Source organism: Pseudosulfitobacter sp. SM2401 (assembly GCF_042932805.1).
In the GTDB taxonomy this organism is placed as follows: Bacteria; Pseudomonadota; Alphaproteobacteria; order Rhodobacterales; family Rhodobacteraceae; genus Ascidiaceihabitans.
The window spans coordinates 240,240-265,845 of record NZ_CP170633.1 but is presented as its reverse complement, the minus strand read 5'-3'; the positions used below and the strand labels follow the sequence as shown (position 1 = coordinate 265,845).

29 protein-coding genes are annotated in these 25,606 nt (G+C 58.4%); 15 read left to right on the top strand and 14 right to left on the bottom strand.

The genetic code is table 11. The features are described 5' to 3' along the window. Nucleotides 1-124: 124 nt before the first annotated feature. Nucleotides 125-928, top strand: coding sequence for a protein-disulfide reductase DsbD domain-containing protein (locus ACFIO0_RS01340; protein WP_390912863.1), 804 nt, complete (start codon nucleotides 125-127; stop codon nucleotides 926-928). Here ACFIO0_RS01340 and ACFIO0_RS01335 read toward each other — a convergent pair. From ACFIO0_RS01335 to ACFIO0_RS01315, 5 genes are all read right to left on the bottom strand, one after another. Next, nucleotides 925-4,338, bottom strand: a complete 3,414-nt coding sequence (locus ACFIO0_RS01335; RefSeq protein WP_390912861.1) for an efflux RND transporter permease subunit — start codon at nucleotides 4,336-4,338, stop codon at nucleotides 925-927. The genes ACFIO0_RS01340 and ACFIO0_RS01335 overlap by 4 nt on opposite strands. A 2-nt stretch (nucleotides 4,339-4,340) precedes the next feature. Then, entirely contained in the window at nucleotides 4,341-5,795 is a 1,455-nt protein-coding gene (locus ACFIO0_RS01330; RefSeq protein WP_390912859.1) for an HlyD family efflux transporter periplasmic adaptor subunit, read from the bottom strand. Nucleotides 5,796-5,887: 92 nt separating this feature from the next. After that, a complete protein-coding gene (gene moaB / locus ACFIO0_RS01325) occupies nucleotides 5,888-6,430 on the bottom strand; it encodes a molybdenum cofactor biosynthesis protein B (RefSeq protein WP_390912857.1) in 543 nt (180 codons plus the stop codon). Beyond that, the gene (locus tag ACFIO0_RS01320; protein WP_390912855.1) at nucleotides 6,427-7,032 is read right to left on the bottom strand and encodes a LysE family transporter; all 606 of its coding nucleotides are present in this window, start codon (nucleotides 7,030-7,032) and stop codon (nucleotides 6,427-6,429) included. Before ACFIO0_RS01320 ends, moaB begins: the two co-directional genes overlap by 4 nt. Further along, nucleotides 7,025-7,804, bottom strand: coding sequence for a uracil-DNA glycosylase family protein (locus tag ACFIO0_RS01315; protein ID WP_390912853.1), 780 nt, complete (start codon nucleotides 7,802-7,804; stop codon nucleotides 7,025-7,027). The genes ACFIO0_RS01320 and ACFIO0_RS01315 overlap by 8 nt, the downstream gene beginning before the upstream one ends. Before the next feature lie 155 nt (nucleotides 7,805-7,959). Here ACFIO0_RS01315 and ACFIO0_RS01310 point away from each other — a divergent pair, with 155 nt between their 5' ends. The 3 genes from ACFIO0_RS01310 to ACFIO0_RS01300 are packed head-to-tail and all read left to right on the top strand — an operon-like array spanning nucleotide 7,960 to nucleotide 9,850. Then, nucleotides 7,960-8,895: an aspartate carbamoyltransferase catalytic subunit gene (locus tag ACFIO0_RS01310; protein ID WP_390912851.1), complete on the top strand. Its 936-nt coding sequence runs from the start codon at nucleotides 7,960-7,962 to the stop codon at nucleotides 8,893-8,895. Beyond that, on the top strand, nucleotides 8,892-9,323 hold the full coding sequence (locus tag ACFIO0_RS01305) for a hypothetical protein (RefSeq protein WP_390912850.1): 432 nt from the start codon (nucleotides 8,892-8,894) through the stop codon (nucleotides 9,321-9,323). The genes ACFIO0_RS01310 and ACFIO0_RS01305 overlap by 4 nt, the downstream gene beginning before the upstream one ends. After that, nucleotides 9,320-9,850, top strand: coding sequence for a hypothetical protein (locus ACFIO0_RS01300; RefSeq protein ID WP_390912849.1), 531 nt, complete (start codon nucleotides 9,320-9,322; stop codon nucleotides 9,848-9,850). Before ACFIO0_RS01305 ends, ACFIO0_RS01300 begins: the two co-directional genes overlap by 4 nt. Here ACFIO0_RS01300 and ACFIO0_RS01295 read toward each other — a convergent pair. Then, nucleotides 9,847-10,230: a DUF1304 family protein gene (locus tag ACFIO0_RS01295; protein WP_390912848.1), complete on the bottom strand. Its 384-nt coding sequence runs from the start codon at nucleotides 10,228-10,230 to the stop codon at nucleotides 9,847-9,849. The two genes, ACFIO0_RS01300 and ACFIO0_RS01295, sit on opposite strands and share 4 nt — an antisense overlap. Before the next feature lie 138 nt (nucleotides 10,231-10,368). On the opposite strand from ACFIO0_RS01295, the gene pyrC reads away from it, so the two are divergent. The 8 genes from pyrC (at nucleotide 10,369) to ACFIO0_RS01255 (ending at nucleotide 15,961) form a co-directional block, all read left to right on the top strand. Next, on the top strand, nucleotides 10,369-11,670 hold the full coding sequence (gene pyrC / locus ACFIO0_RS01290; protein WP_390912847.1) for a dihydroorotase: 1,302 nt from the start codon (nucleotides 10,369-10,371) through the stop codon (nucleotides 11,668-11,670). Nucleotides 11,671-11,683: 13 nt separating this feature from the next. Next, entirely contained in the window at nucleotides 11,684-12,295 is a 612-nt protein-coding gene (gene plsY / locus ACFIO0_RS01285; RefSeq protein ID WP_390912845.1) for a glycerol-3-phosphate 1-O-acyltransferase PlsY, read from the top strand. Then, nucleotides 12,292-12,918 (top strand): LysE family transporter, encoded by a 627-nt coding sequence (locus ACFIO0_RS01280; protein WP_390912843.1) that lies wholly within the window; start codon nucleotides 12,292-12,294, stop codon nucleotides 12,916-12,918. Before plsY ends, ACFIO0_RS01280 begins: the two co-directional genes overlap by 4 nt. An 86-nt stretch (nucleotides 12,919-13,004) precedes the next feature. Beyond that, nucleotides 13,005-13,538 carry a MarR family transcriptional regulator gene (locus tag ACFIO0_RS01275; RefSeq protein WP_390912841.1) on the top strand — a complete coding sequence of 178 codons (534 nt, stop codon included), beginning with the start codon at nucleotides 13,005-13,007 and terminating at the stop codon, nucleotides 13,536-13,538. Between the two features lie 93 nt (nucleotides 13,539-13,631). Beyond that, entirely contained in the window at nucleotides 13,632-14,051 is a 420-nt protein-coding gene (locus ACFIO0_RS01270; RefSeq protein ID WP_390912839.1) for a hypothetical protein, read from the top strand. A 32-nt stretch (nucleotides 14,052-14,083) separates the two neighbouring features. Continuing rightward, complete coding sequence (locus ACFIO0_RS01265; RefSeq protein WP_390912838.1) at nucleotides 14,084-14,428, top strand: hypothetical protein; 345 nt, start codon at nucleotides 14,084-14,086, stop codon at nucleotides 14,426-14,428. 53 nt (nucleotides 14,429-14,481) lie between these two features. Beyond that, nucleotides 14,482-15,291, top strand: coding sequence for a fatty acid desaturase (locus tag ACFIO0_RS01260; protein ID WP_390912836.1), 810 nt, complete (start codon nucleotides 14,482-14,484; stop codon nucleotides 15,289-15,291). An 82-nt stretch (nucleotides 15,292-15,373) separates the two neighbouring features. Further along, nucleotides 15,374-15,961: a DUF805 domain-containing protein gene (locus tag ACFIO0_RS01255; RefSeq protein ID WP_390912835.1), complete on the top strand. Its 588-nt coding sequence runs from the start codon at nucleotides 15,374-15,376 to the stop codon at nucleotides 15,959-15,961. On the opposite strand, the gene ACFIO0_RS01250 is transcribed toward ACFIO0_RS01255, so the two are convergent. From ACFIO0_RS01250 to ACFIO0_RS01240, 3 genes are all read right to left on the bottom strand, one after another. Continuing rightward, the gene (locus ACFIO0_RS01250; RefSeq protein WP_390912833.1) at nucleotides 15,958-17,328 is read right to left on the bottom strand and encodes a glutamate--cysteine ligase; all 1,371 of its coding nucleotides are present in this window, start codon (nucleotides 17,326-17,328) and stop codon (nucleotides 15,958-15,960) included. The two genes, ACFIO0_RS01255 and ACFIO0_RS01250, sit on opposite strands and share 4 nt — an antisense overlap. Before the next feature lie 63 nt (nucleotides 17,329-17,391). Beyond that, nucleotides 17,392-17,931, bottom strand: coding sequence for a hypothetical protein (locus ACFIO0_RS01245; protein WP_390912831.1), 540 nt, complete (start codon nucleotides 17,929-17,931; stop codon nucleotides 17,392-17,394). 46 nt (nucleotides 17,932-17,977) lie between these two features. Then, entirely contained in the window at nucleotides 17,978-18,700 is a 723-nt protein-coding gene (locus tag ACFIO0_RS01240) for a 16S rRNA (uracil(1498)-N(3))-methyltransferase (protein WP_390912830.1), read from the bottom strand. A gap of 12 nt (nucleotides 18,701-18,712) precedes the next feature. Here ACFIO0_RS01240 and ubiA point away from each other — a divergent pair, with 12 nt between their 5' ends. The 3 genes from ubiA to ACFIO0_RS01225 all read left to right on the top strand — a co-directional run bounded on the left by ubiA (nucleotide 18,713) and on the right by ACFIO0_RS01225 (nucleotide 21,993). After that, nucleotides 18,713-19,690 (top strand): 4-hydroxybenzoate octaprenyltransferase, encoded by a 978-nt coding sequence (gene ubiA / locus ACFIO0_RS01235; protein WP_390912829.1) that lies wholly within the window; start codon nucleotides 18,713-18,715, stop codon nucleotides 19,688-19,690. A 73-nt stretch (nucleotides 19,691-19,763) separates the two neighbouring features. Next, nucleotides 19,764-21,680: an OmpA family protein gene (locus tag ACFIO0_RS01230; protein WP_390912828.1), complete on the top strand. Its 1,917-nt coding sequence runs from the start codon at nucleotides 19,764-19,766 to the stop codon at nucleotides 21,678-21,680. Then, nucleotides 21,667-21,993 carry a hypothetical protein gene (locus tag ACFIO0_RS01225; RefSeq protein WP_390912827.1) on the top strand — a complete coding sequence of 109 codons (327 nt, stop codon included), beginning with the start codon at nucleotides 21,667-21,669 and terminating at the stop codon, nucleotides 21,991-21,993. Before ACFIO0_RS01230 ends, ACFIO0_RS01225 begins: the two co-directional genes overlap by 14 nt. Nucleotides 21,994-22,063: 70 nt before the next feature. On the opposite strand, the gene ACFIO0_RS01220 is transcribed toward ACFIO0_RS01225, so the two are convergent. The 5 genes from ACFIO0_RS01220 to ACFIO0_RS01200 are packed head-to-tail and all read right to left on the bottom strand — an operon-like array spanning nucleotide 22,064 to nucleotide 25,497. Then, nucleotides 22,064-22,507, bottom strand: coding sequence for a molybdenum cofactor biosynthesis protein MoaE (locus ACFIO0_RS01220; protein WP_390912826.1), 444 nt, complete (start codon nucleotides 22,505-22,507; stop codon nucleotides 22,064-22,066). A 3-nt stretch (nucleotides 22,508-22,510) separates the two neighbouring features. After that, nucleotides 22,511-22,756: a molybdopterin converting factor subunit 1 gene (gene moaD, locus ACFIO0_RS01215; protein ID WP_390912824.1), complete on the bottom strand. Its 246-nt coding sequence runs from the start codon at nucleotides 22,754-22,756 to the stop codon at nucleotides 22,511-22,513. Then, entirely contained in the window at nucleotides 22,756-23,421 is a 666-nt protein-coding gene (gene pgsA / locus ACFIO0_RS01210) for a CDP-diacylglycerol--glycerol-3-phosphate 3-phosphatidyltransferase (RefSeq protein ID WP_390912823.1), read from the bottom strand. Before pgsA ends, moaD begins: the two co-directional genes overlap by 1 nt. A gap of 43 nt (nucleotides 23,422-23,464) precedes the next feature. Continuing rightward, on the bottom strand, nucleotides 23,465-25,363 hold the full coding sequence (gene uvrC, locus ACFIO0_RS01205; protein WP_390912822.1) for an excinuclease ABC subunit UvrC: 1,899 nt from the start codon (nucleotides 25,361-25,363) through the stop codon (nucleotides 23,465-23,467). Continuing rightward, entirely contained in the window at nucleotides 25,363-25,497 is a 135-nt protein-coding gene (locus ACFIO0_RS01200; protein ID WP_390912820.1) for a hypothetical protein, read from the bottom strand. Before ACFIO0_RS01200 ends, uvrC begins: the two co-directional genes overlap by 1 nt. Nucleotides 25,498-25,606: the final 109 nt, after the last annotated feature.

Here is a 25,606-nt window from a genome sequence, read left to right as displayed (position 1 = left end):
CAGTGTTGCGCATCGCACCCCGCGGGCGCAAGGCGCAACTGCGTATCTTTCGCTTCAAACGGCGAAACATGGCTGACCACAACGTGACTTGGCATTTACCGCAGTGATCGCCATGTAGGATTGCATGAATAAAACGCTTTGCTCCGCCTTTGCCCTATGCGCCGCTCTTGCAGTCCCTGCCAGCGCGCAATCCTTTGATGCCCCCGTTCAGGCCGACGTGGTGCAGGGGTGGGTGTTGCCGAATGGGCAACGCGTTGCAGCCCTGCGTCTGATGCTGGATCCCGGTTGGAAGACCTATTGGCGCGCCCCCGGTGACGCTGGCATTCCGCCGCAATTTGACTGGTCGCGCGCACGAAATATCGACGATGTGCGCATCACTTGGCCACAACCCCGCGTGTTTCACGACGGTGGGATGCGGTCGATCGGGTACAAAGAAACGCTGGTGATCCCGCTGCACATCGCGCCCAAACGCGCAGACAAACCGGTGCGATTGAAGATGCGGATGGATCTGGGAATTTGCTCTGACATTTGCGCGCCATTCACGCTGAACTTTGACACGGTTCTTGATGGCACCGCGACCAAGCCCGTGCCTGCAATCGCCGCGGCCTTGGCCAGCGCCCCGTTTTCCGCCCAAGAGGCCGGCGTGCGCAGCGCGACCTGCCGCATCACCCCCGCAGAAAACGGCCTGCAAATCGAAGCCCGCGTCGCCGTGCCCTCGGCCGGCGGTCAAGAACAAACCGTCATCGAGGCGCAACCGGGCATCTGGGTCAGCGAGCCCACAACCCGCCGCGATGGCAACCAATTGGTCGCAACGGCGCGGATGGTCCATTCATCGGGCAACGCGTTTTCGCTGGATCGCTCTGACGTGCGGATCACGATTTTGGGGTCCAGCCATTCGGTCGACATTCAGGGCTGCACCGCAGGCTAGGCCGCCCGGCCTCTGCGCCGCAACGCGCCAATCTGATAGGCAATGCCCAGAACGATGTAGGCACCCAAAACCAGCACCGCAGCACCCGCAATAAACAGCCCCAAACCCGCGACCATCGGGGCGCGATCCGCCAGCATTGGCACGGCGTCTAGGATCTGGTCAGGCAGTGCGCCAAAATACATCACATGGCCCAACGTCACGCCACCCCAGCCCAAAACCGCGAGCCAAAGCAGGCGCAGTGACCACGCCAGACCGCGCGCTTTGGCGTTCAGGCCCCGTTGCATCGCCCCGATCTGCCGCGCCACATCGTGCTGCGCTGCAACCAACGCAGGCACCACCAGCAGCACCAGCAACATGCCAAAGCCAAGGCCGTAGACCAGCGTGATTATCGTCGGTTTCAAAAACTGCGCCTGCTGGCTTTGCTCATACAGCAGCGGGGTCATGCCCAGCACCGTGGTCAGGGTGGTCAACATCACAGGGCGCAACCGGTCCGACGCCCCGTCAATGATCGATGGCACCAGCCCGCGGTCTTCGGCGTATTCATCAATCGTGGTGACCAAGACGATGGAATCATTGATGATAATCCCCGTCATGCCCAGCAGACCGACAACCGTAAACATGCTTAGCGGCACGTCCCACGCGGCGTGCCCGTAGATTGTTCCGACCAGCCCGAACGGGATAATCGCCATGACAACCATGGGCCGCGTCCAGCTGCCAAACACCCACGCAAGCACCAAATAAATGCCCGTCAGACACAGGATCAAACCGGTCAGCGCATCATTCAAAAACGTGTTTTCTTGTTCACTCAGACCCGACATCCGCCACTCAACCTGACGGGTCGAGGCGATCTGTGGCAAGATTTCTTCCTCTAGCGCGCGACCGATTTCAGTGGCACGTGCGGGGTCGTCCTCAGAAATATCGCCTGTGACCGAAATCAGGCGAATACCGTTTTCGCGCCGCACCGTGGAAAAGCCGGTGCGCCGGTCCACGCTGACAATATCGGCCAGCGGCACGTAGGCACCGGCCGGCGTGCGCAGCTGCATTCGTTCCATAAAATCGGCGGTCAATTCGCCGGTTGGCACTTCGACGCGGATGGTCGCAGAGCGCGGTCCATCAGGGAAGGTCGCCGCCTCGATCCCGTTCAAACGCGCCCGCAAAGCCCGCCCCAAACTGTCGATGGTAAAGCCCAAAACCTGCCCCTGCGCGGTCAGATCAAGGATCAATTCTTCTTTGTCGTAGGCCAGATTGTCCTCCATCGCGCTGACTTCGGAGTACTGCGCGAGACTGCGTTGCAAATCCTCGCTCGCCTGTTTCAGAACATCGGTGTCCGCGCCGAAAAACTGCACATCCAACCCGTCACCACCGGGGCCAGATCGCCACGACCGAAAGCTGACGGTTTCCACCAACGGATGGTGCGCCACCTCGTCTTGTAGGGCGGCGACAAAGGCGAAACTGGAATAGGGGCGCAGGTCGGCGTCAATCAGTTCGATCGAAATACCGCCCAGCAAATCGGTGTCTTTGCTTTCGACCCCGGACAGGCCACGACCGGCATTGCCACCAATTTCGGCCATGACGTAGTCCAACGGGTTCACCCCATTGTTTTCAGAGGCATATTGCGCGCCCAGCGCCTCGGTTGCGCGCTGCATTTCGCGCATCATGGCGAGCGTGTCAGCGCGTGTTGCCCCTTCGGTCATCGCAAAATTGCCGGTGACCGAACCACGTTCAGGCGCGTTGAAAAACCGCCATTTCACGTCACCATTGATGAACAGCGCCACTTGGCTTGCCAGCACCGCAATCACGGCGGCCAAAACCACGTACCGCGCACGGATCACCAGCGCCATGAACGGGCGGAACAGACGCGCGCGCATCCACTCGAACCCGATGTTCACAACGCGGCTGGGCATGTCGTACCAACGCTTTTTGTCGATGGCTGCCAGCGCGTGTGACATGTGGTTTGGCAGGATCAGAAAACACTCGATCAACGAGGCGACAAGCACCGCGATCACGGTGAACGGGATGTCGCGGATCAGATCACCGAAACGGCCCCCAATCGCGACCAACCCGAAGAACGCGATGACGGTCGTGAGCGTTGCGGCAAACACCGGCATGGCCATGCGACGGGCCGCATTTTCTGCTGCAACAACAGGGGCTTCACCGTAGTGACGGGCGCGGTGATCGGCGTGTTCACCGACCACAATCGCGTCGTCCACCACAATCCCAAGCGTGATAATCAGGCCAAACAGGCTGATCATATTGATCGTCAAACCGCCCATGTACATGAATGCAATCGAGGCAAGCAGCGCCACCGGAATGCCCGCTGCCACCCAGAACGCCGTGCGCGCATTCAAGAACAAAAACAGCAACATCACCACCAGCCCAAGGCCGACAAGCGCGTTATCAATCAAGATTGCCAGACGGTTCGAAATCGCCTCTGCGCGGGTGCGGATCAGCTCGAGTGTGACGTCGCGCGGCAGGGTGCGTTGCATGGATGCGGCGACCTCTTCGACCTGCGCCTGCATCGCGATTGCGTCGCCCTGGTTGGACCGGTCCACACGGACTGACACCGCAGGGTCGTCGCCGACAAAATAGGTGCGTTCGCGGTCTGCCCCTTGGCGCAGAACCCGTGCGACATCGCCCACAACGACAGTACTGCCATCCGGGTTTGACCGCAAAACAACGCCGGAAATTTCCTGGGCCGAGCGTTTCTGCGTGCCGGTGCGCACACGCGCGTTTGCCCCTGTCACATCGCCTGCTGGATCGGCGTCGACTTCGGCGGCGATGGCGGCTGCGATTTCGGTCATCGAGACGTCAAACGCGATCAGGCTGGATGACGGAACTTCGATCAAAACTTGTGGTGCAGCGATGCCGCGAATGGTCGTTCGGGTGACCCCGACGGCGAACAAACGCGTCACCAATTCATCGGCAAACAGGCCCAATTGTTCCGGCGCAATCGGGCCGGTGATGACCACGTCTGTCACCCGATCACGCCACGCACCACGCCGCACGGTCGGGTCTTCGGCGTCCTCGGGCAGGGTCGTAATCTGGTCAATCGCCGCCTGCACATCGTCGGCAGCGCGCGCCATATCCCAGTTCGGCGCGAATTCCAGCTGGATCGCGGCGCGCCCTTCACGCGATACCGATTCAGAGCTTTCGACCCCCTCAACCGTCAGCAACCCGGGCTCCAGCACTTGCACGATGCCTGCGTCGACATCTTCGGCCCCCGCCCCGTCCCACACGACGGTGACCGACACATTGTCGAGGATCACGTCAGGGAAAAACTGCGCGCGCATGTTCGGAACAGCGGCCAAACCGGCCACAACCATCACCACCAAAAGCAGGTTCGCAACGGTGCGGTGCCGCGTAAAATATGACAGCAGACCACTTGCGGCTTTGGGAACCTGACGCGCCATGACTAGCCGCCCATCCGGCCTTCGATGCGCTCTACCATTTGGACGGGCACCTGAGGTTCAGACAAGCGGGCGAGCACACGGGCCTTGGCCTCGGCGGGCATGCGTTTGTTGCTTTCGATGAATGCGATCATCTTGGCGCGGCGTTCTTCTGACAGCTCGACCATGGCGGGCGTTTCAGGCACCGCGCGGTCGCCGCGCAGGGGTTTCACCGAAATGCCCGCCCCCAGCAAAGGCGATCTGGCCTCAACCACTTCGCGCCCCGACAGGCCTTGCGCGCGCACCAGAATGTCGTCGCCCTGACGCCGCACCAGCGTCACATCCATCGCCTCAAGCCGATCTTCGGGGCCCAAAACCAACACCGTTTCGTCCGCGCTCATCGCCGCTGAGGGCAGACGCACAACGCCGTCAATGCTGGGTTCCTGAACCCGTACAGTCACAAAATCGCCGGGTTTGAAACCAGCCGTCTTGTCGATTTCTGCAAACACCAAACGCCCCGTTTGACCGACACCCGCTGTCACACTGGCGCGGCTGATCCGGCCCGTCGCGGTCAGGTCAATGCCCGCCACATCCAAAGTTGCGCTGACATCGGCGTTTAGCAATGCGCCGGTGTCATCCAAAAGGCGCGCGTACTGCGCGGTCGACACCCGAAACGACACCTCAAGCGCATCCGGATCAATCAAATCCGCCAGCTTTTCATTCGCAGACACCAAACGCCCCGCCACAACATTTGTCGCGCTCAGCGTGCCATCAAACGGGGCAACCAACGTGGTGTCATTCAATCGCCGCTGCATTTCGGCCAGTGCAATTTGCGCCCTTGCCAAACGGGTCGCCGCCTGATCGATGCGCGCCTCGCCGTTGGTCACAATCTGGCGACGCGCCAGCACTGCCTGACGGGCGGACGACGCGGCCAACTCGGCGGTTTCAACGGCTGCCGCAGTGCCAACACCGCGCGCGCGCAAATCCTCTTGGCGCTGGAACGCGGATTGCCGCAAATCTGCCTGCTCTTGTGCTGCGGCCTGTTCATCCTTGGCCAAGGCCACGCCACGTTGCGCATCGCGCGCTTCGGCTTTTGCGTCATCCAAATCCGCCTGCGCACGATCAAAGGCAGACTGCGCGTCCGCCGGATCAATCCGCACCAAAACCTGCGCTGCTTTTACCGCACCACCGTCTTGAAAGGCCTCAGCCAGCTCAATCACACGACCACCCGAGGCGGCGCGCAATTCCAGCGTGCGACGGCTTTGCACTTCGCCGAATGTCTGCAAAACAGGGGTCTCGGTGCCAGCGTCGGCCACAACAACATTGACGGCAAAAACCCGTTCACGCGCCGGACGCGCCTGCGTGTCGTTTGCCATGCGATCTTGCACAGCGCCGCCAATCAGCTGCCCCGCATAGGCCAACAAACCCAGCGTCACCGCCGCCAAAAATACCCCAATCAGGCTTTGCCGTAAAAACCGCATGCATAATCCTTTATGCGCATTCACTACGCCTCTATAACCTAGAACACGTTAGATAAATACCAAGTCCATACGGTGTGTGGCGCACGATAAAGTCATTTTCGGCGCTGGTGTTCGTCCAACCGTGGCAAAATTTCCACAAAATTGCAGGGGCGATGGCGAAAATCGAGCTGTTTGACCAAAATTTCGTCCCACGCATCCTTGCACGCACCCGGGCTGCCGGGCAGCGCGAATAAATATGTGCCGTTGCGAACGCCGCCTGTGGCGCGGCTTTGAACCGCAGAGGTGCCGATCTTTTGCATGCTCACGATGGTGAACACGGTGCCGAACGCGTCGATTTCTTTTTCGTAAACATCGCGGTGTGCCTCGACGCTGACATCACGACCCGTCAGGCCAGTGCCGCCCGTTGAAATCACCACGTCGATGGTCGGATCGTCGCACCAGTTGCGCAATTGGGTCGAAATCTCGGCACGCTCGTCGGTCAGGATCATGCGATCGGCCAGAACATGGCCCGCATCCGCAATCCGCCCCACCAACACGTCGCCAGATCGGTCCTCGGCCAAACTGCGGCTGTCCGAGACTGTCAGCACAGCAATGCGCACGGCGATAAATTCAGCTGTTTCGTCGATCCGGCTCATGCCCGCTCCAATACTGCTAGTTTGGCGGCAAGGGCGACAAACACGCCGCTGGCCACGTAATCAAGCGCGCGTGATCCGCGTGCAACCCGTTTGCCAATCGTTCCTGCAAAGGCCCCGACACCGCCATTGATGAAAAATCCGCCGATGCCCATGACCATGCCAAACACCATGAATTGCGCTAAAACGGGTTTGGTCGGATCGACGAATTGCGGCACAAAGGCCAGCACGAACAAGATCACTTTGGGGTTGGTCAGGTTCACCATCAATCCGGTGCGAAACGCGCGGGCTACAGCCTGTGGTTCGGGCGCATCGGGCGACGCACCGCGCAGAGTTTTTGCCGCCAAATACAAAAGATAGGCGACACCAATCCAGCGGATCACATCAAAGGCCCACGGCACCGCGGCGATCACAGCGCCCAACCCCATGCCGGCCACAAATACATGCACCATGCCGCCCAGCGATATCCCCGCACTTGCCGCCCACGCGCTGCGCGGCCCGGATCGCACACCTTGGCCCAAGCAAAACAGCATGTCCGCACCGGGCGTCAGGTTCAGCGCCAAAGCTGCCGGAATATACGTCAATAAAATCAACAGGTCAGGCATTTTTCAATCGTGCCTTCAGGCTAAGAAGGTCGGCCCACGCATCACGTTTGGCCAGCGGCGTGCGCATCAAATGTGACGGATGGAACATCGGCAGCGCAGGCTTGCCCAGCACCTCTTGCCACTCGCCCCGCAGACGGGTGATGCCGCGTTTGCCAAGCAACGCCTGACAGCTGATGTTGCCCATCAGGACCAAAATGTCTGGGTTCACCAGCGCGATGTGACGCTCTAGAAACGGCTGCATCATGGCCATCTCGTCCGGTTTTGGATCACGGCCCTGGGGCGGTCGCCAAGGCAGAACATTGGCCAAATAAACCGGCGTATCTTCAACCGCGCGCCCCATGCCGATCGCCTCGAACATGCGATCCAGCAACTGCCCCGAACGGCCCACAAACGGGCGCCCCTCGCGGTCTTCGTCGCGGTCCGGCACGTCACCGATAATCATCACGCGCGCTGCGGGCGACCCGTCACCGAACACCATCTTGCGCGCACCGCGTTTCAAATCACAATGCTCAAACGCTGCAATCGCCGCCTGCAAACCGGCCAAATCGCCAGCAGCTGCCGCCATCTCGCGCGCAATCGCAACGCCGTCCACATCCGGCACGACAACTGGCCCGCTTGGGGCCTTTTCGGCCTTCGCCTTGGCCGCAGGTTTCGTCATCGCAGCCGGCAACGCATAGCGGTCAACCGGCGCGTCACAGATTGCCTCATCCGCGCCCAGCTCTAACTGCCATGCCAACAATGCGGCGGCCTGATGAAACTCAACTGATTCCATAACCCCACTCTAGCCCCCCAACCCGGCAATCAAAACGCCCCGCCTTTGTTCTGATCGAAAATACTCTCGCCAAAGGCAAAATCACACACCGCCCAATGCTTGCCGCACCGCGCCTGCCGCTCTATAACGGCGAAAATTCAGATAGGTTGCCGCCCATGACATTTGCCCACCGCCATCTTCTGGGGATCGAACAACTGCACCCGTCCGACATCACGACGCTTCTGGATCTGGCCGAAGACTACGTGGCGCTGAACCGCGGGCCGTCCAAACACTCCGACGCGCTGGCGGGCCTGACCCAGATCAACATGTTTTTCGAGAATTCAACGCGCACCCAAGCCTCATTCGAGCTGGCCGGCAAACGCCTTGGGGCCGACGTGATGAACATGGCGATGCAGGCCTCTTCGGTCAAAAAGGGCGAAACCCTGATCGACACGGCCTTGACCCTGAACGCAATGCACCCCGATCTGCTGGTCGTGCGCCACCCCCATTCCGGTGCCGTCGATCTGCTGGCCCAAAAGGTCAACTGCGCGGTTCTGAACGCCGGCGACGGACGCCACGAACACCCGACCCAAGCGTTACTGGACGCCCTCACAATCCGCCGTGCCAAAGGCCGTCTGCACCGTCTGTCGATTGCGATTTGCGGTGACATCGCGCATTCTCGCGTGGCCCGTTCAAACATCATGCTGCTGGGCAAAATGGAAAACCGCATTCGCCTGATCGGCCCGCCCACGCTGATGCCGTCGGGCATCGAGGAATTCGGCGTCGAGGTATTCGACGACATGAACGAAGGTCTCAAAGACGTCGACGTCGTCATGATGTTGCGCCTGCAAAAAGAACGCATGGACGGCGGATTCATCCCCTCCGAACGCGAATATTACCACCGCTACGGGCTGGACGCGGAAAAACTGGCACACGCCAAACCCGACGCCATCGTCATGCACCCCGGCCCGATGAACCGCGGCGTTGAAATCGACGGTGACATCGCCGACGACATCAATCGCAGCGTCATTCAGGAACAGGTCGAAATGGGCGTCGCCGTACGCATGGCCGCGATGGATCTGCTCGCCCGCAATCGCAAAATCCCCGCATGATCGAACCGCTGCACATCTTCAAACCCTCGTTGCGCGCCTTTGGTTTGCGTTGCTTGGCGCTGTTTTTGTTCACCTACGTCATGCTCACCCCCGCATGGCCGTACATCGGTGGGGTCGCCGCCTTTGTCACCTCTGTTTGCCTGTCGCTGATCTACATGTTTGTGCTGGATGATTTCACCGATTGGATGCGCCACCGCAACGCCACATGGACGCTGACGCCCTCCGCTCTGATCTACGAAAACCCGACCGAATACATGATGCCCCACACCCTGCCGCTCACGGAAATCACCGCCATCAAACGACGGTTTTTCTGGAGCCTCATCTTGCGTCTGTCCAATGGTCAGGCCATCACCATGGCCTACATCGACAAACCCGCACAGATCCGCACCCAAATCCAGAACGCAATGAAAACGGCGGCTTACACATGACTAATGCTCTGACCATCGCTGCCAAAGAACGTGGGCAACTGCGCTTGTTTGCGGTCAATCTGACCGATGCGGGTGGTGAAAATGTGCCCAAAACTCTGGGGCAAATGCTGGGGGCCGAAGACCTCGATCCTGCCTACGTCGAACTGGTGCGCCTCAGCGATCTGGGCGACATGAGCCTGCCGCAATACCTTGCCCAAGGTTACGACATTGATGCAGACACTCTTAGTGCGGATCGCGCGCGCCTGACGGGCCTGTCCGGCTACGTTCTGATCATTCTGTCACTGGCGTTTCGCGACCGCGCCATGACCCTGCGCGCGGTGCCCGAACTGACCCTGATCGCGAATTACGGCGCGCAAGGACCAGACTGGAGCGCAAATGAAACCATCGACACCGACAGCACCGACATCGGGTCTGGTGTGCAACCGCGCAAAACACCGTCGGACGCGGCCATCGGCGGGCGCATCGCGACCTACGCACTGCTGTTCCTGTTTGTGTTCACAGCGCTGTTTATTTGGATCGGGTCCTAGTTTCCTGACGCCCCGCGTCGCGCAAGAACCAGCAAAATCAACGCGATAATCGCCGGCATCGCCTGCACAAACAGAATGCGTGTCGAAATCGTAAAGGCCGCGAAACAGCCCGCAACCGCCACAAATATCAGGAAACACGACGCGATGTTGCTTTGCCATTTGTGATCCTGGATCAGCAGTGACCAGATCAGGCCTGCCGCCAGAAATGCGTTGTACATGCCTTGGTTTGCGGCCAACAAAACCGTGTCGGCGAACAGGTCCGCAGGCAGTGTTGCGAACACGCGCGGGCCGGTTGTCTCCCATGCGAAAACTTCGAAATAGGCGATGTAACTGTGCAGCGCGGCAATCAAAGCCACGAGAATTAAGGCGAGAATGCGCATTTGGTTCTCCTGTGTTTGTTTCGCAAATGCCTAGCAAAAATCATGCGCGCGGACAACGATGCCGTGCCAACACCCTTTCGCAAAACGCCATTCCCCGTTAAAGCAGTGCAAACGCCCGTGCCCCGAGGATTGCGCCCTATGTCGACCCTGTTCATCAACGCCAAGCTTATCGATCCCGAGGCCCGAATCGAGACTTTGGGGGCGCTGTTTGTAGCGGACGGTGTGATTAACGAAGTGTTAACGCAAACCCCTGAAAACATTGAAATGTTTCGCATGCAAAACAAATCGGTGACCGTTGTGGATTGCGGCGGCAAGCACCTTGCCCCCGGCATCGTCGACATCGGCGTCAAGGTTTGCGAACCCGGCGAGCGGCACAAAGAAAGCTTTGGCACCGCGGGTCAAGCGGCCGCGGCTGGCGGCGTCACCACCATGGTCACCCGCCCCGACACCACGCCGGATATCGACAGCCCCGAGGCGCTAGAATTTGTGATCCGCCGCGCCCGCGAAGCGTCCCCCGTCAACGTGCACCCCATGGCCGCCCTGACCAAGGGTCGCTTGGGTCGCGAAATGACCGAGATCGGATTTCTGCTGGATGCTGGGGCCGTCGCGTTCACCGATTGCGATGCGGTGGTCACCGACAACAAAGTGTTCAGTCGCGCGCTGACTTACGCCCGCTCGCTTGGGGCCTTGGTGATTTGCCATTTGCAAGAACCGATCCTCAGCGCTGGGGCGGCCGTGACCTCGGGCAAATTTGCGTCTTTGCGCGGTTTGCCAGCGGTGTCGCCGATGGCCGAACGCATGGGGTTGGACCGTGACATCGCGATGATCGAAATGACCGGCGCGCGTTATCACGCGGATCAAATCACCACCGCGCGCGCCCTGCCCGCGCTGGAACGGGCCAAGGCCAACGGGCTGGACATCACCGCCGGCACGTCGATCCACCACTTGACGCTGAACGCTTTGGATGTGGCCGACTACCGGACGTTCTTTAAGTTGAAACCACCGTTGCGCGACGAGGATGATCGACTGGCTGTGGCCGAAGCTGTCGCCTCAGGTCTGATCGACATCATCAGTTCCATGCACACGCCGCAGGATGAAGAAAGCAAACGCCTGCCATTTGAAGAGGCCGCCAGTGGTGCCGTTGCCTTGGAAACGTTCCTGCCTGCCGCCATGCGTTTGGTGCATGCAGAGCTGATCGATTTGCCAACCTTGTGGCGTGCCATGTCGTTTAACCCTGCCCAACGTTTGGGTCTGCCCAGCGGGCGTTTGAGCGTCGGAGCCCCCGCCGATCTGGTGTTGTTTGATGCCCACGCTCCGTTCGTGATGGACCGCGCAACCCTGCGATCCAAATCGCGCAACACACCGTTTGACGGCCAGCGTATGCAGGGTAAAGTCCTTGCAACCTACGTAAACGGCGTCAAAGTTTTTGAACGCGATTGATTGAGAAAACAAAATGCCAATAATTGAAAACACATTTGCCACACTCGCTCTTTGGGGCGTGATCGCCTACCTGCTCGGATCGATCCCGTTTGGCATGATCATCGCGCGCGCCATGAACCTTGGCAATTTGCGCGACATCGGGTCGGGCAGCATCGGGGCTACAAATGTTTTGCGCACCGGCAGCAAACCGGCCGCTGCCATGACGTTGATTTTTGATGCAGGCAAAGGGGCGGTCGCCTTGTTGTTGGCGCGGTATTTCGCAGGCGAAGACGCGGCCCAACTGGCGGGCGTCATGGCGATGCTGGGGCATTGCTATCCTGTGTGGTTGAAATTCAACGGCGGCAAAGGTGTCGCGACGTTCCTTGGTATCATGCTGGCCTATGCGTTCCCGATCGGGTTGGCGTGTTGTGCGGCGTGGTTGGTGGGGGCACTGATCTGGCGGATCTCGTCAGTGGGCGCGCTGACGGCGGCGGCGTCCTCGACCTTTTTGTTGATGTTCATGGGGGCCCCGACGGCCTTGTTCATGGGCATGATCCTGACGCTGCTGGTCTATTGGCGCCACCGCACAAACCTCGCGCGTATTCGGGCGGGGACTGAACCCAAGATCGGACAGAAATCAACGTGATTGATGGCATCAACCTACCGCTGATTTTGATCGCTGCGTTTTTGGCATCGACCAGCCCGGGGCCTGCGACGTTAACCATTGCGGGCACGTCTATGGCATCGGGGCGCAAGGCCGGTTTGGCGTTGGCGTCGGGTGTCACAACAGGGTCATTTATCTGGTCTGTGTCAGCGGCCTTTGGGCTGGGCGCGGTGATGCTGGCCCATTCATGGCTGTTTGAAATCGTGCGATATTTCGGGGCTGGATATTTATTGTGGCTGGCGATCAAAGCAGCTCGATCCGCATGGATGGGTGCGCGTTTGAAGACGCTGGACCTGCCCGTGACCACACCCGCGCGCGCCTACGGCAAAGGGTTGGCGCTGCATCTGACCAACCCCAAAGCGATCCTGTTTTTCGGCGCGCTTTACTCCATCGGCATCCCGCCGGACACAGGCTGGCAAGGGTTGTTGATCGTCATCATGTCCGTGGGCATCCAAAGCCTGATCATGTTCCATCTGTATGCGGTCATCTTTTCTTCGGCCCCGATGACGGCGGCCTATGCCCGTATGAAACGCGGGTTCGAGGCGGTGTTTGCCGTTGCCTTTGGCGCGGGTGCGTTTAGCATTTTGACAGCGCGTTTGGGGTGAATTTAGCTCACTGCTAAAATTTCTTGACGCCACAGTCGTATCTGTTATTTCTGTCATTACAGAAATTAACGTAAGAGATTCGCAAGATGCACCTGACACCCGCCATGCAAGATTTCATCCTTCACTGGGGGGATATGGGCGCGAAATGGGGCACCAACCGGTCCGTCGCTCAAATTCACGCCCTGCTGCACATTTCGCCCGCGCCCCTAAGTGCGGACGAGATTTGCGAGCTGCTGAACCTTGCACGATCAAACGTGTCAAACGGGCTGAAGGAATTGCAAAGCCAAAAGCTGGTGAAATCCAGCCGTAAGCTGGGCGATCGGCGCGATCATTTTCATTCGATCCGCGACATGTTTGATCTGGTGAACACCGTGATCGAAACACGGCGCGAGCGCGAATTTGCACCGACCTTGGCCGCCCTGCGCGAAGTGCAGAAACAAGCCAACGAAGACGCGACGCCCAAGGACGTGAAAAAGCGCATCGACGAGACGCTAGACACGATGCAGATGTTCGACGATTGGTATGGTGAAGTATCGCGCCTGCCCCGCGCTGTGCAACTGGGTGTCGTCAAAATGGGCGCCCGTATTGCGCGGTTCTTGCCAAAGGGCACATCCAGCTAAAAATTTTGCAAAGGAGTTTCTGTTGTGACAGAAATAACTGAAAGAAAAATCAACAATCACTTCTCATACGACTTTGTCGCCAAGAGAGTATTTTTGATCAAGACAAGCCGAAAACCCGGATACCTGATTGATCCTGTTGCGTTCTTTATTGCCTTGGTTGCTGGTCCTTTGGTCGTCACTGCGGTGTCGTTCTGGATTTTGTTGATCCCGGTTTTTGCGTTGGTCTTTGGTGGTCCGATCTATCTGGTCATGGGCACACCGCTGTTGCTGATCCACCTGCGCCGCAACCAAGCAAGCGTGAGGGATCTTATGTTTCTCGGCTTTTTAGCGGCATTGGCCTTGTTCCCAATCCTTGGCGTTGCCACCCAGGTTATCGGCGAGCAGATCCTGTTCAATGGAGGGTTTTTCCTGCTCGCATTTGGTCTGCTCTTTGGGCCGCTTTGGGCGGGGGCCTTTGGTGCCATCTATCTCAAACTGCGCCGCGATTTCTATGCTGTCGCGCGCGCCATCTAATTTCTGTTTCATGAGCTAAAAGGAGAATTCTCATGCTTTTTCTGACCCTTACCTACATTGCGATTGCCGCCGGTGGGCTGATTACCTTGGCCCTGATGATCTTGAAAATCGGTCACATGATCGGCGACTGCCCCAAAAGCAAAGCCGCCGCGCGTGCCACTGCCGTGACCATCACCACCGGCTTTGCCGCCATCGGTGCCGGCGGGGTGATTTTGATTGGTGCTGTCTTACCGATTTTGCGGGACGAACCACTGGCCGCCTTGATGCTTGCGCTTGGCTTTGCCGCTCTGTGCTTGGGCCTTGGGTTCACCCACGCCGTCGCCACTTTGCGCGCTGTCGTGAGTGACGTGATGGCCCCCGCAGTCAGGCCCGCCTAACAAATGGGGCGGGGGAATACCGCCGCCTTATCCACACAACATCGGAGAACACCATGGCACCAGAACGCACCCCGCGCGGCATTGAATGGCACGATCTAAGCGCGATCAGCCGCTGGGATATGTTGCGCGAATTGACCTTGCCGATGCCGTGGTTTGCCTTGTCCTTATTCATTTATGCCAGTGAGTTATGGATGTTTGGGCCGCTCGCGAGCTTTATGTTTTTCCTGTGCGGACTGCGCCTGAACCACGAGGCCATCCATGGTAATCTGGGCTTCAACCGGATGGGCGACAGTGCTGTGATGACCACCCTTAGCGCCATCATGCTGGGGTCCAATCACGCGGATGCCTATTGTCACATGCGGCACCACAAATTCAACATGGGTGACGGTGATGTCGAAGGGCGTTGCGGGCGCATGGGGTTTTGGCAGGTGCTGCGTTATGGTCCGCGCTTTCCTGTGGATCTGAACATTGCCGCCTGGCGCAGTGGGTCGCAGTATTGGCGCCGCCGGGTCGTGCTGGATTGGCTGGCGGTGTTCGCCTTTGTTGGGTTGTGTTTGATCAGCGGACAGCGGTTTATGATCCTGCATCTGGGCGCTATGGCCTTTGCCCAGTGTCTGACTGCGCTGTTTGCAGTTTGGATCACCCATCAAGGGACCGAAAATAGTGGCATTGCAGGGCGCAGTCAGCGTGGAGTTTTTGCGATCATCGCCTACCTGATGTTTTACCATCGCGAGCACCACCTGTTTCCGCGTGTGCCTGTTCACAAACTGCCGAAATTGGCCGCGCGGCTGGATGCTCAGGTGCCCGGATATGCCAGCAGCCGCCAACCTTTGCTGCCATGGTTTGATCCGGTAAAACCGTAACTAAACCGCCCTTAAATCGGTCAAACTACGCCGCATTTTCGCCCTATAGCTGTACGATCTTGCCCATAACCAACACTCAGTTATGGGCATACCTATGGGACCTTTTGCAGCACTTAATTCTGTCATCGTAAATGCATTTAGAATCAGAGGCCGCGCGCCAAGATCCGAATATTGGTGGTTCTTTTTGTGGGATTTGGTAATTGGGATCGCCGCACTTGGCATCGATATTTGGACCACAATCCAAACCATTCGCCCCTTGGGCATTTATCCTGACATCTCAACCGATCCGTTCGATTATCTCTTTGTTTATTGGGCTTTGATCAGCTTTATCCCTCGTTTGACGGTCACTATACGCCGGCTCCATGACGGTGGATTTTCAGGCTTTTGGTATTTGATGCATATTGTACCCTTGGGCAGTGTTGTTGTGTTTGTTCTGACGCTTTTTCCGTCAAACGACGACAACAACATTTATGGCCCACCGCGTGCGCGGCCGAGTGGTAAAACCACTAATTATCAGGGCACAGGCAAGTCGCATGATCCCATGCAGGGCTACGCCTATCTAGAGGCATCACGCCAAGCGCCAACGCCCGAAATGTTGGCGGATCGCAAGGCCCAAATACGCGCGCTTTACGAGCAACGCGTTTTGGGCCAAACGGAGAAGCCGGCCTAGTAGCTGTAGTCGCTAAACACCCGCGTGATATCGCCGTTCCAGTCGCCGTTGTAGTGATCCAGCAACTCGTCCGCCGGAGTTTTGCCGGTTTCGATGCTTTCGTGTAGGGCGTTCAGGAAATGCGTCTCGTCCGGCACCATGCCGCCTGCCCCGGCGCGCGCACGTGCCTTGAGACCAGCATGGCTGAGCGCCACCGCTTCGCGGGCCAGATCGTGCATGTTGATGCCGTTCACTTTGGCTTGCAAACCGTCAACCGAAGCGGCGACGCGCAAGGCTTCGCGCTGTTCAGCGCTCCAGCCTTTGACCAAATCCCACGCGCCATCGAGCGAAGATTGGTCGTACATCAGCCCAACCCAGAACGCAGGCAACGCGCACAAACGGCGCCACGGACCACCATCGGCCCCACGCATTTCCATGAATTTCTTGATCCGCGCCTCGGGAAATGCTGTCGTCAGATGGTCTGCCCAATCGGACATCATCGGCATTTCACCAGGCAAGGCAGGCAATTCGCCTTTCATAAAGTCGCGGAACGACATGCCAAGCGCGTCGATATATTTGCCGTCGCGGTAGACAAAATACATCGGCACATCCAGCGCGTATTGCACCCAGCGTTCGAACCCCATGCCGTCCTCGAACACAAACGGCAACATGCCGGTGCGCGCGTCATCCAAGTGACGCCACACGCGACCGCGCCATGATTTATGGCCGTTCACTTTGCCCTCGAAAAATGGCGAATTGGCGAACAGGGCGGTGGCCACAGGTTGCAAGGCCAAGGCCACGCGCAGCTTTTGCACCATGTCCGGTTCGGACGCGAAATCGAGGTTCACTTGCACCGTGCAGGTGCGCCGCATCATGGTTGTGCCGGACGTGCCGACCTTGTTCATGTAGGCATCCATCAGCTTGTAACGGCCTTTGGGCATCAACGGCATTTCTTCGTGCTGCCAGATCGGCGCGGCACCAAGCCCGATAAATTTCACGCCAATTTCATCGCTGATGTCTTTGACTTCGCGCAGGTGCGTGTTCACCTCGTCACAGGTTTCGTGGATCGTCTCGACTGGGGCACCCGACAGCTCAAGCGCGCCGCCCGGTTCCAGCGACACATTCGCGCCGTCTTTTTCCAAGCCAATCAGATGCCCGCCTTCGCGAATTTCTGACCACCCGTGACGATCGCGCAGGCCACTAAGGACAGCGACAATAGACCGCTCGCCCTCGAATGGCAGTGGTTTTAGCGTGTCTTTACAGTAACCGAACTTTTCGTGCTCGGTTCCGATGCGCCAGTCTTCCTTGGGTTTACAGCCCTCTGCCAGATGCTCGGCCAGCTGATCATGGTGTTCGATCGGCCCGCCGCCGGTTTGTGGAATGGACATGAGGGGATGCTCCGAAGTGATTGGCGTTTGGGAATTCAGGGATGGTGCGAATTTCTAGGACTGTCAATGCAGCCGGACGTGTGCGGGGCGCAAGGGCGCGCGTTCCCAGATCACAACTGCTTGATTTTGGCCCCCGTTTAACGGGGTGTTCATTTCGCTCAGCATCCGCTCGGTCCGCAGGCCGGGCAGCCTTGCAAAGGCGTCAAACAGCGCGTCCGATCCAGCCGCATTCACGGGGATCAGCAGCGCTGGTGTGCCGGGGGAATCCAGACGCCAATGCGCAGGCTTCAGGTTGCGATCAAGGGTCAAACGCTCAAGATCCGCGAGCGCTGTGGCCCCGCCGGTCAGGGGACCAAAATAGGTGATTTGCCCTTCGTCGACTTGCACCGCCCCCGCCCCGTCATCGGATGTGCGAAACCGCGCGCGCTGAATGCCGATCAGAATGAACACGACACCAATCAGCGAAACCGGGTAGCCCAGAAACTGCAACAGTCCGGGGCGGCCAAACACCCACAACAGGCCAAGCGCAAGAATCGCGATCCCGACCAATGCTTCGCGCAGGCGGTGTATCGCGCGGGCGGCGTCTGGGCGGATAAAAGTCATGACAGTGCCTTTGACATCATTTGATCTGATCGGGCGGTGAAATCGTTCATTGCCAGTCCCCCAAAGCGCGCTGCCACAGGGTCAGGGCTGCGACCGCCGCAGTGTCGGTCCGCAAAATGCGCGGACCCAATTGGGCCACATGAGCACAGCTCATGGTGCGCAGCTTTGTGCGTTCGCGGTCCGAAAACCCACCTTCGGGTCCAATGAAAATTGCCCACGGGCCTGTCGTGCCTTCAAATGGCATCGGGCTGTCCGTTGCCGTCGCTTCGTCGCAAAACATGATTTTACGGGTGTTATCCCAGTCGGCCAGCAGCCTGTCGAATTTCACCAGATCAGTCAGCTCGGGCACGTAGGTGCCGCCGCATTGTTCAGCCGCTTCTACCGCGTGCGCCTGCAACCGGTCACGTTGGATCCTGCTCGAATTTGTAAATTCCGTCTGCATCGGCACGATCCGCGCCGCGCCCATTTCTGCCGCTTTTTCCACGATAAAATCCGTGCGCGCCTTTTTGATCGGCGCAAAAACCAGCCACAGATCGGGTGGCATCTGCAACGGTTTGGTCTGCGCGCTCACGCTCAGTTCACCGCCGCGTTTGCCCGCCTGCACCACGTCGGCCAGAAATTCACCGTGCGCGCCGTCAAACACCAGCACCTGCGCACCGGTTTTCAACCGCATCACCCCAAACAAATAGTGCGCTTGGGCTTGCGTCAAAGTCACCAATTGCCCAACGGCAAGCGGAACGTCTATGAAGAGGCGAATTTTAGCTGTCATGGACACCTACATATGCACAACATTTCACCAGCGCCAGATGGCCACGCAAATGAAGGTCAAGTCGCGGATGCCGTGCAAGACAATTGGGTCGACGTCTGGGCCCCTGTCTGGTCCCGCCCCTATTTGCGTTTGTCGCGTGCGGATCGCCCGATTGGCACATGGTTGCTGTTGTTGCCGTGTTGGTGGGGTTTGATGTTGGCGATGCTCTATGACGGGCGCGCGGGTTGGGGTGATCTGTGGATCGCTGTTGGCTGCGCGGCCGGGGCGTGGCTGATGCGTGGTGCGGGCTGCACGTGGAACGATTTTGCCGACCGCGATATCGACGGATCAGTTGAGCGCACGCGTTCGCGCCCAATCCCGTCGGGTCAAGTCAGCGGCAAAGGCGCGCTTGTCTGGATGGCGATCCAAGCCTTGATTTCATTCGCAATTTTGCTGACGTTCAACGGCGCTGCAATTGTTCTGGGTGTGCTCGCGTTGCTGCCCGTCTGCGTCTATCCCTTCGCCAAACGGTTCACGTGGTGGCCCCAAGTGTTCCTTGGCCTCGCATTCAATTGGGGGGCTTTGCTGGCATGGACCGCGCACACCGGCACCTTGGGCGCGCCTGCGGTGGTACTGTATCTGGCCGGCATCGCATGGACGCTGTTTTACGACACGATTTACGCGCATCAGGACACCGAAGATGACGCGCTGATCGGGGTTAAATCCACCGCGCGTCTGTTCGCAGAAAAGACCCCCGATTGGCTGCGTCGCTTTCTGGCGGCCACTGTCGGATTGATGGGAATTGCCGTGATTTTTGCAGCCCTGCCCAACGGATCGCCGCTGGCGATGGTCGCCGTTTTGGCCGCACCTTGGGCGATGGGATGGCACATGGCGTGGCAGTTGCGCGGCCTCGACATCCATGATTCCAAGAAATGCCTGCAACTGTTTCGCGCCAACCGCGACACTGGCATGATTCCGCTGGTCTTTTTTGGGCTCGCGTTACTGCTTTGATTGAATCGCCGCCCCAAGCGGCGTATCACGATATCAGGCCAACGTCGGCCTGCAAAACGAGCCAATAAAATATATGCGTTTATCCTCGATCATAGCCGTTGCATGCACCTTTGTCGCGGCGGCAGGCGTGTCGCTGGTCGCGGCCAATTTTTCTGTGAAACTGGTCGAAGAAACCTCGGAAATCGGGGTGCGCCAGGCGCTTGATACCGCCGAAATGCCCTGGGCCGAAGTCGAGGCGGATGGCTTGCAAGTCACCCTCGAGGGGATCGCCCCAACCGAAGCCCGCCGCTTTGCCGCCCTTAGCACCGCAGGGACGGTCGTGGACGCCGCGCGCGTGATCGACAACATGCAAGTCGAGGCCGTGGCCGCCATCGCGCCCCCTCGTTTTTCTGCTGAAATCCTGCGCAACGATTCCGGTGTTTCGGTCATCGGATTGATCCCTGCCAGCACTGACAAAACCGAAATCATCGACCGCTTTTCCGCCATGAGCGCGGGCGCACCGGTCGCCGATCTGATCGAAAGCGCTGATTACCCTACCCCAGAAGGCTGGGAAGACGCGCTGGGGTTCGCCCTGACCGCAATGGAACAGTTGCCCCGTTCCAAAGTGTCGGTCAAAGCGGGTCGCGTTTCGATCACCGCCATCTCGGACAGCGCCGAGGCCAAGGCCGAACTGGAAAAACGCCTGCGCCGCGCCGCGCCTCCGGGATTGCAGCTTAGCCTTGATATTTCCGCACCCCGCCCGGTGATCACGCCGTTCACGCTGCGGTTCTTGATCGACGATCAGGGCGCGCATTTTGACGCCTGTTCCGCGGACACCGAAGCCGCCAAAACCAGCATTTTGAAAGCTGCATTTGCCGCGGGTCTAGAAGGTCCGGGGGCCTGCACCGTTGGCATGGGCGTGCCCAGCCCGAAATGGACATTGGCCGTTGAAAAAAGCATTCAAGCCCTGTCTGAAATCGGTGGCGGCTCTGTGACGATTTCGGATGCGGACATCACCTTGATCGGGGCCGAAGGCATCGCGCAGGGCGAATTCGACCGCATCGTTGGCGAGCTGGAAACCGACCTTCCCGAGGTTTTTGCCCTGTTTGCCAAGCTGCCGGAAACCGTTGATCCCAATCAAGGGCCACCGGAATTCACCGCCACCCTCAGCCCCGAGGGGCAAGTGCAATTGCGCGGCCGTTTGGCGGATGAAAACATGCGCTCCATCGCCAACAGCTACGCCCAAGCACGGTTCGGATCGGACCGCGTTTACGTCGCCACCCGCGTCGTTGACGGGTTGCCAAACGATTGGATCACGCGGGTTTTGACCGGGCTCGAAGCCCTATCGAGCTTGAACAACGGTGCGCTGACTGTCACGCCGTCGTCCGTGACCCTGCGCGGCAACACCGGCAAAGAATCCGCAAGCGCGGACATCGCGGCCCTGTTGGCATCCAAGCTGGGCGGTGCTGAAGCCTTTGAAATCGATGTGAATTACCAAAAGAAACTCGATCCAATCGCCGGATTGCCCACTGCGATCGAATGCGAGGCCGAAATTGGCGGGGTGCTGACAACGGGGAAAATCTCGTTTGAGCCGGGCAGTGCGACGATTGACGCAAGCGCGCTTGGGACGATGGATGACATCGCAGAAATCCTCAAGAAATGTGGCGATCTGCTGCTGGAAATCCAAGGGCACACAGACAGCCAAGGGCGTGAGGAAATGAACCTTGCTCTGTCGCAAAGCCGTGCACAATCGGTGCTAAACGAGCTGCGCGCACGTCGCGTTTTGACCGCGTCCTTTACGGCCAAAGGCTACGGCGAGGCGCGCCCGATTCAAGACAATGACACCGAAGAGGGCCGCGAAGCCAACCGTCGCATCGAATTTCGTCTGATCCGCCCAAAACCAACGACGCCAGAAGGCGAAACAACGCTGGAAACTATCGCGAATACAAGCGATACAGAGGAAAATATTGACGACGCCACGCAAGAAGGAACAACAGATGAGCAGAACTGAGTTTGTCATTGCCACGGCAATCATTCTGTTTGTTGCGTTTTGCCTTGGGTGGTTTGCCAACTGGCTGATCCACCGCTTTACCCGTGTGGCCGCCGGCGATGTGGCCGAGTTGGACCGCATGAGCCAAGAGTTGCATGAAGCCGAAGAAACCCGCGACCAAGCAATCACGTACCTGCAACAACGCGAGGCCGAGCTGACCAACCAGCTAAGCCAAACCGAAGCAGAACTACGTGCCGCAATGGACGGTCTGCGCGATGCCCGTCACGAGACGGAAGAAATGCGCGGCTACATCGAACGCGTTAACCAAGGCTAGTTGGCGCGGCTTTGACGGGGCGGTCTTTTTGAGTATTTTTGATCAGAACAAATGCGGGTTCGGTGATCGTTTACCAGCGCTTTAGCGCGTCTTCGTCCTCGGCCCGTGCGGCAACCCAATCAGCGCTTTTGGCGGTGATTTCGCGTTTCCAGAATGGCGCGCGGGATTTGAGGTAATCCATCAGGAATTCGGCCGCCTCGAATGCGTCTTTGCGGTGGCGCGATGCGGTGGCGACCATCATGATCATTTCGCCCGGAACCAGCCGTCCGTGGCGATGAATAACCAGCGCGTCCCCCAAGGACCAACGGGTCATCGCCTGCTCTGCGATGTCGGTTAACGCGGCTTCGGTCATGCCGGGATAGTGTTCGATTTCCATCGCTTGGAGCGGGTCATCAGGCAGGTCACGCACCACGCCTGTAAAGGTCACAATCGCGCCCATGTCGCGGTGTCCAGCGGCAAAATTGGTGGTTTCGGTGCCCAGATCAAATGGAATGTCTTGCACTGAAATGCGCATGGTTTAACCGCCCGTCATTGGGGGGAAAAACGCAACTTCGCGCACGTCTTTTAGGGGCGCATCAAAATCGGTGAGCTTTTGGTCGACCGCAACCCGCAGTGCCGTGAGGTCAGAAAATGCCGCCTCGTAACGGTCTTCGCGCGCCCTTAGTTCAGTGATCAAATCGGCGACTGTCGCAGCCGAGGTTTCAATCGCTTCGCGCGGGACACCGATGCGTTCGCGCACCCAGGCAAAATACAAAACATCCATCAGCGATCATCCTTGAGATGTGGCATGGCTTTGCGAAAATAGTCGATGCCGGTGATCAGGGTCAGTGCCGCGGCGATCCACAGCAGCCAGAGCCCGATGCGTCCCGCCCATTCCGCGCCGGTCAGTTTCCAGCCCAAACCGTGGACGTCCGGGATTTCGCCGGACAGGATTTGACCGACGATTTCGTTGTCCATGCCCCAGATCGACATGCCAAAGTAATGTTCGAACACACCTTGCGAAAACAGGACCGCAATGGCGATCATTTGCAAGGTCGTCTTCCATTTCGCCAGTTTTGTGACTTTTAGCGTGCCTGCGGTGTCGCCGAGGAACTCCCGTAATCCCGACACGAACACTTCGCGAAACAAGATCACGGTCGCAGGCAAAACCAGCCAACCGGACCAGCTGGAAAAGCCGATGATGACCATCAGCGCAATGACCACCATCGCCTTGTCAGCGATCGGGTCCAGCATCGCACCCAGCTTGGTTTCTTGTCGCCAACTGCGGGCCAGATAGCCGTCAAACCAGTCGGTAATTGCCGCGCTGACGAATAAAATCAGCGCAAACCAATCCGCATAAGGGCGCGTGAAGTACAAAAACATCAGCGCGACCATGGGTGCTGCGGCCAGACGGATGACCGTCAGAATGTTCGGAATATTCCAGTTCATAAGGCCATAAGTAGCGATTGTCCGCGTGAAGGGAAAGAGGTGGTTAACTGTCTTGGAAGTGATCGTAGACTTTTTGCGCAAGCGCCTCTGAAACGCCGTCTACAGCCTTGAGATCGGCGAGATTTGCGCGCGCCACCGCCTTGGCCGATCCGAAATGTGCCAAAAGCGCCCGTTTACGCGCAGCCCCGACGCCCGCGATTTCGTCCAGCGGGTTGGCCATGTTGGCCTTGGCGCGTTTGGCACGGTGGGTGCCGATGGCAAAACGGTGCACTTCGTCGCGCATGCGTTGGATGAAATACAGCACAGGATCGTTGTGGCGCAGCGCGAAGGGTCGCTTGCCGGTGCGGTAAAATTCCTCTTTGCCTGCGTCGCGATCGACACCTTTGGCGACGCCCACCATCGCAATATCGCCGACGCCGTATTCGGTCATAATTTCGCGCACAGCACTGACTTGCCCTGCCCCGCCGTCGATCAACAAAAGGTCCGGCCACATGCCTTTGGTGCGGTACGGATCCTCTTTGATCAGCCGTTTGAACCGGCGGCCAAGCACCTCTTTCATCATCCCAAAGTCATCGCCAGGCGTCAGGTCCGTGCCCTTGATGTTGAACTTGCGGTATTGGTTTTTCATGAACCCATCAGGGCCCGCAACGATCATGCCGCCGACCGCATTGGTGCCTTGGATGTGGCTGTTGTCGTACACTTCGATCCGGTTGGGTGGTTCGGGCAGATCAAACGCCTCGGCGACACCTTTGAGCAGACGAATTTGGCTGGCGGATTCCGCCATCTTACGCGCGAGGGATTCACGCGCATTGCGCAAGGCACCGTCGATCAATTCCGCCTTTTCGCCACGCTTGGGCACGAGGATTTCAACCTTGCGCCCCAGTTTTCCAGTCAGCGCGTCCGCCATCAGATCGGGATTCTCCAGCGTGTTGGACAAGATCAATTGCGGCGGTGGTTCACGGGTGTCGTAGAACTGGCCGACAAATGCCTCTAGCACCTCGGCGGCGTCCACATCTGCGCCAACGCGCGGATAATAATCGTGGTTGCCCCAGTTTTGATTGGCGCGGATGAAGAACACCTGAACACAGGCCTGCCCGCTGTCCATGTGCAGCGCGATCACGTCGGCCTCGGACACCCCTTTGGGGTTGATGCCTTGGGCCGTCTGCACTTGGGTCAACGCCTTGATCCGGTCGCGCAACGCGGCGGCGCGTTCGAATTCCATTTCCTCGGACGCGGTGTTCATTTCGGTGGCAAGGCGTGCCTGAATATCGGCGTTTTTCCCGATCAAGAAATTCTCGGCGTCGCGCACAGTTTGCGTGTACTCGGCGGGCGTGATTTTCCCAACACACGGGGCCGAGCAGCGTTTGATTTGGTATTGCAGACACGGGCGCGTGCGCGATTCAAACGTGGAATTCGAACAATCCCGCAACAAAAACACGCGCTGCAACTGGTTCAGCGTGCGGTTCACAGCACCAGCACTGGCAAACGGGCCATAATAATTGCCCTTTTCCTTTTTCGCGCCGCGATGCTTTTTGATCTGCGGATAGTCGTGTTCCTGCGTCACCAAAATGTTGGGAAAGCTTTTATCGTCGCGCAGCAGCACGTTAAATTTCGGCTTTAGCTGTTTGATCAGATTTTGCTCAAGCAGCAGCGCCTCGGTTTCCGTGCGCGTGGTCAAAAACATCATCGATGCGGTCATCGAGATCATCCGCGCAATTCGCGCAGAATGGCCCGACGGGCGCGCATAGTTGGACACGCGCGCACGCAAATTGCGCGCCTTACCGACGTATAAAACACGGCTTTCGCGGTCCAGCATCCGGTACACGCCGGGGGATCCGTCAATCGTTTTAAGATAGCTTTGGATCACCTCATGCCCGACGGGGACGTCCGTCGGTACTTCAGTTTCGACCTCAGCGTGTGGATATTCTGTATCTTCAGTCATTAAAAGCCGCTGATTCCCTTGTTCGCCTGCACTGTAGCGTCGTTCTGTTCAACCTTTAACATGTCCACCATTCCTGTGGATAACTCTGCGGGTAAGTTTCTTGGATTTCCGTTTTTCCGTTTGTTTTTAGCCATTTTGCCCCTGTGTCTAAAAAATAGGCAGTTTGGCAAGTAATTGATTCAAAGGCATATTATTTTTGAAGCGCCACAACATATTGAAACTAAAGGCCTTTTGGTAACACTT